Annotated in this window: 3 protein-coding genes; all 3 read right to left on the reverse strand. The window is 39.7% G+C overall.

Features of this window, described 5'->3' with window-relative positions; genetic code table 11:
• Positions 1–76: 76 nt before the first annotated feature.
• Genes infB through E1171_RS08255 form a run of 3 tightly spaced genes read right to left on the reverse strand, consistent with a single transcriptional unit; the run spans position 77 to position 5,108 of the window.
• Entirely contained in the window at positions 77–3,334 is a 3,258-nt protein-coding gene (gene infB, locus E1171_RS08245) for a translation initiation factor IF-2 (RefSeq protein ID WP_155205533.1), read from the reverse strand.
• A gap of 50 nt (positions 3,335–3,384) precedes the next feature.
• A complete protein-coding gene (gene nusA / locus E1171_RS08250; RefSeq protein WP_155205534.1) occupies positions 3,385–4,626 on the reverse strand; it encodes a transcription termination factor NusA in 1,242 nt (413 codons plus the stop codon).
• A gap of 5 nt (positions 4,627–4,631) precedes the next feature.
• A complete protein-coding gene (locus E1171_RS08255) occupies positions 4,632–5,108 on the reverse strand; it encodes a ribosome maturation factor RimP (protein WP_187696339.1) in 477 nt (158 codons plus the stop codon).
• Between the last annotated feature and the right edge of the window lie 414 nt (positions 5,109–5,522).

Genomic DNA, 5,522 nt, shown 5'->3' on the forward strand with positions numbered 1-5,522 from the left:
CCCAAATAATGAAGCAGCTTCTTTTCAAAGACTTTCCTAAAAAATCTATAGTTTTCCTTAGAAATTATTAATTTATTTAAAGCTTACGTTTAGTTTCTCTTTCTTCATAAACCTCCACGTTATCTCCAATCTTGATATCATTGAAGTTAACAATACTCAATCCACACTCGTAGCCTTGTTTTACTTCCCCTACATCTTCTTTAAATCGCTTCAGTTGGTTAATTTCTCCATTATAGATTACAATACCGTCTCGGATCAGCCTTACCTTACTGTGGCGCTTCACATAACCGTCGGTCACATAACATCCGGCAACGGTACCCACTTTTGAAATTTTGAAGACATCACGAACTTCTACATTACCCACTATCACTTCTTCCACTTCAGGCGCCAACATACCTTCCATGGCATCCTTCAATTCTTCAATAGCCTGGTAGATGATAGAGTACATACGGATCTCAATTTCCTCATTCTCTGCAATACGTCTGGCTCCGGCAGATGGTCTTACCTGGAATCCAAGAATAATCGCATCTGAGGCAGAAGCCAATAGTACATCAGATTCGGTGATCTGTCCAACGGCCTTATGGATGATATTAATTTGAACCTCATCAGTCGAAAGTTTCAATAGGGAATCTGATAAAGCTTCTACAGAACCATCCACGTCCCCTTTGATAATGATATTAAGCTCCTGGAATGAACCAATGGCCAAACGACGACCGATCTCATCTAAGGTAATATGCTTACGTGTTCTCACACTTTGCTCCCTCAGCAACTGCTCACGTTTAGTCGCCATTTCGCGGGCTTCTCGGTCGCTTTCCATCACATTGAATTTATCTCCTGCCTGAGGAGCCCCATTTAACCCTAACATTTGGACAGGTGTAGCGGGACCTGCTTTCTCTAGCCGTCTTCCAAGGTGGTTATATAAAGCTTTTACTTTACCAAAATGAGCCCCTGCCAGTACCGTATCACCCACTTTTAAGGTTCCTGATTCTACTAATAGTGTAGAAACATAACCACGCCCTTTATCTAGGCTGGCTTCAATCACGGCCCCTACAGCTTTTTTATTAGGGTTAGCCTTCAGTTCTAATAACTCGGACTCCAGCAATACTTTCTCCAACAACTCTTCAATTCCCTGACCGCTTTTAGCCGAAATCTCTTGGCATTGATATTTACCACCCCAATCCTCTACCAAAATATTTTCTTTGGCTAAAGATTCCCGAATTTTTTCCGGATTGGCATTTGGCTTATCTATCTTGTTAATTGCAATTACAATAGGTACATCAGCTACTTGTGCATGGTTAATGGCCTCACGGGTTTGAGGCATCACATCATCATCAGCCGCCACTACAATAATGGCCACGTCTGTCACCTTAGCACCACGAGCCCTCATCGCCGTAAAGGCTTCGTGACCAGGAGTATCCAAGAAAGCAATTCGTTTTCCTGTGCTGGTAGTAACATCATAAGCTCCAATGTGCTGAGTAATTCCCCCAGCCTCACCTGAGGCAACACTTGCACTTCGGATAAAATCAAGAAGGGAAGTCTTACCGTGGTCCACATGCCCCATAATGGTTACAATTGGTGCCCTTTCTACTAAATCTTCTTCCTTATCCACCACTTCTTCAACGACCAGATCCTCATCTGTGGAAGAAAAATCCACATCAAAGCCAAACTCATCTGCAATTAATGTAATGGCTTCAGCATCCAACCTCTGATTAATGGAAATGAACATTCCCAATCCCATACAAGTGGAAATTACATCATTGACACTCACTTCCATCAAATTAGCCAAATCGTTGGCCGAAATAAATTCAGTAACACGAAGTGTTTTAGCTTCTTCTTGTGCTTTTAGTATCTGCTCCTCCCGTGCATCCGCTATGGCAGAACGTTTTTCCTTACGATATTTTGAACGGCTGGCTTTGGAAGCTCCCTTTCCACCTCCTCCACTGAGGCGTGCAAGGGTTGCCTTAATTTGATCCTGGATTTCCTTATCGGTAAGCTCCGCTTTAGGTTTTTCAGCTGGCTTTCCACCTCTTTTGGATTTATCCTTAAATCTCTCTTTCTTTTGAAATGGTTTTGCTGTACCTCTGCCCCCAGCTCCTGTTTTTGGAGCTGCTGCTTGTCCAGATTCTTTTTTAGCAGCTTCTCCAGTCGCTGCAGGTTGTTGTCCAGGCTTAGTTATTCTTTTACGTGGACGTCTGGATTTCTTTTTCTCTTTTTTATCGTCAGATGAAGCAACCGGCTTAGCCTTTTTCTTTGACTTGGCAGCAGGCAATTCAATTTTACCAAGAACAGTAAGTCCTTTCAGCTGATCCGCCTTGGCTTCAATTACTTTTGAAGGTTGTTCTTCAACTTTTTCCTCCACTGCTTTTTCAGCAGGTTTTACCTCCTGAGGTTTACTCTTTTCAGACTTAATTTCCTCTTTTGGGGCCTTTTCCACTTTCTTGCTCACCGCTTCTTCTCCTATGGCTTTTTTCTTAGGTTTCTTCTCCTCAGTTTGAGGTTTATCAGGCGTATCTTCTTTCTTTGCTTTTACTGCAGGAGTTGTTTTTTCTTCGGCAGGTACTTCTTTTTCTTTTGCTTCTTCAACCTTAGGCTTGGTGGAAGAAGGAGTTTCAGCTTTTTCCTGTGTTTTTTCTTCAGAAGCAGCTTCTATCGGCTTTTTCTTTTCCGTTTCAGCAGTTTCAACCTTTTTAGAAGAAGCCTTTTCTTTTTCAGGAGTAGGGGTTACTTCTTTCGCTTTGATAGTTTCTTCCTTAACAGAACTGATCACTTCTTTTTTAGGAAACGGCGCTTGAGAGGTTTTTGTCTTTTCTTCCTTCTTCTCAGTTTCCTTTTTAGGGCTAGAAGCTTTACCTTTTTTTCCTTCCAGGTCAATTTTTCCTAGAACTTTAATCCCTTGAAGCTTTGGTCCGGAGCTACTTACTTTTTCTTCCTCTTCTTTCTTGTCCTGATCAGCAGCAGGTTTAGGAGTTTCTTTTTTAGGGGTCTCAGCAGGCTCTTCTGTTGCCGGTGCACTTTTTGTCGATACACTTTTGATTAGCACCTTGTCTTCTTCCTCATATTCTTCCTCCTTCGGTTTACCCTCTGCTCCAGCACTTTCAATAACAATGTTTTCGGCCCTTTTTGTCCCAATTGTTAATTCAGATGCCTCCTTTTTTTCCTGTGCAGATGTAGCAAACTCCCTGGAGAGCATATTGAACTGTTCAACATTGATCTTGGCATTTGGATTATTTTCAATGTCATACCCCTTAGTGGCAAGAAAATCAATGATTGTAGTTTTACCTACATTCAATTCTCTTGCTACTTTACTAAGCCTCATCATTTTTTCTGCTGCCATACTATTTTATTACGCCTAATTTTCTTTTTCCTGGTTAAAAAAAGTTACTCCTACTCAAATTCTTGTTTGAGGATACTTACTACCTCTTCAACGGTTTCCTCTTCCAAATCAGTTCTTCGCAATAAATCCTCAACAGACAGGGCCAGAATGCTTCGTGCAGTATCAAGACCTACACGTTTCAATTCATCGATCACCCACTGTTCAATTTCATCAGAAAACTCCTGAAGAGCTACATCATCCTCTTCATATTCTCCTTGTTCTCTGAATACATCTATTTCATATCCTACCAAACGACTAGCGAGCTTAATGTTCTGCCCACCTTTACCTATTGCCAAAGATACCTGATCAGGTTTCATAAAAACGGATACTCTTCCATCTTCTTCATTGACCTTCATACTGCTAATCTTAGCTGGGCTCAAAGCCCTGCTAATGTACAATTCCAGGTTATCAGTAAAATTAATTACATCAATATTCTCATTTTGCAATTCACGTACAATGCTGTGAATTCTAGACCCTTTCATCCCCACACAAGCGCCCACAGGATCAATACGATCGTCATAAGATTCAACTGCCACTTTAGCACGCTCACCAGGCTCACGAACAATCTTTTTAACGGTGATCAAACCGTCATATATTTCAGGCACCTCATTTTCAAACAATCGCTCCAAAAATTCAGGTGATGTTCTAGACAAAATAATTTTCGGATTTCCATTAATCATCTCCACCCGATCAATAATCGCCCGAACACTTTCCCCTTTTCTAAAACGATCCTTTGATATCTGTTCTGACTTAGGAAGGGTCAATTCGTTATTTTCATGGTCTATTAACAAAATCTCACGTCCCAAAATTTGATAAACCTCAGCATTTACCAATTCCCCTACCTGTTCTTTATATTTTTGGAATAAGATGTCTTTCTCCAGGTCCTTTACTTTCTGTATCAAGGTCTGTCGGGCTGTCAAAACTGCACGTCGTCCAAAATCTATTAACTTAATCTCTTCAGCAACCTCTTCACCAATTTCGAAGTCCGGTTCGATTTTCCGGGCTTCTGACAAACTAATTTTGTCATGATCCCAAATATCTTCCGAGTTATCGTCAACAATTTCACGGAATCTCCAAATCTCAAGATCTCCTTTATCAGTATTGATGATAATATCAAAATTATCATCCGTACCAAACTTTTTACGGATCATTGTTCTGAATACATCCTCCAATATGCGGATCATTGTAGGACGGTCAATGTTCTTAAACTTGGCAAATTCGGCAAATGATTCGATTAATACTCCGCTATCCATTTTAATTATTTAAATGAGATTAATACAAATGTTTTTTTTATATCGTTAAAAGGTATTTCTACCTCCTGATAAGAAATCGCTTTTTTCCCTTTTTCTTTAACTGCCTCCTTTAAGACAATGCTCTCCTCTTTTGTCTGAAGCAACTCCCCCTTTTTCTCTGTATCATTATTAAGCAAAACCTTCAGGTCTCTGCCCTCATTTTTAACATATTGCCTTTTTAGCAATAATGGATGATCAAGCCCGGGAGATGAAACTTCAAGAGTGAAAGCACCAGAGATCAGGTCTTCTTCCTCCAACATGGCAGAAACCGATCGGCTCAGTTTACTGCATTGGTCAATGGTAACACCCTCATCACCATCTAAAAGAATTAGTATTTTGAATTTTGGACTTTTGGGCGAACAAATTACCTCCACTAAAAAAAGGTTAGTCCCTTCCACCTCTTTTGCCACAAAATTTTCTATTTGCTCTTTTAGCGTACTCACTCTTTTTAATTACTTCAAATAATGAAAAGAGGGGACTTAAGCGTCCCCTCCGTTCGGATTTCTAATTTTACAACGCAAATTTAAGGCAATTATGTATGTAAAACAAATTATTGTTAGATTACCAAGAAAGATTTAAGAGAATAGAGAATTTCGAATTAGGAATTAAAATTCTGGAGAATTTATTTCAACCTACATATTCAAGTAATATTAAACCTTACCCACCAGAAATAGAGATAGAAAAGGTTGGAACATCCCCTCAAAAGGAACTAAGAAAAAGGAATCAATTTAAGGAAATACACTGGCGAAATGATTTAACTCAATTTATAAGTCTTTGGCAAACCTAAGATCTCAAATTCTTACCCATCATTTTAATCCTACCTACTCTTAATTAAAAAAAGGAAATGATGAAAATAG

It is taken from the genome of Xanthovirga aplysinae (genome assembly GCF_009711365.1).
GTDB classification, from domain to species: Bacteria; Bacteroidota; Bacteroidia; order Cytophagales; family Cyclobacteriaceae; genus Xanthovirga; species Xanthovirga aplysinae.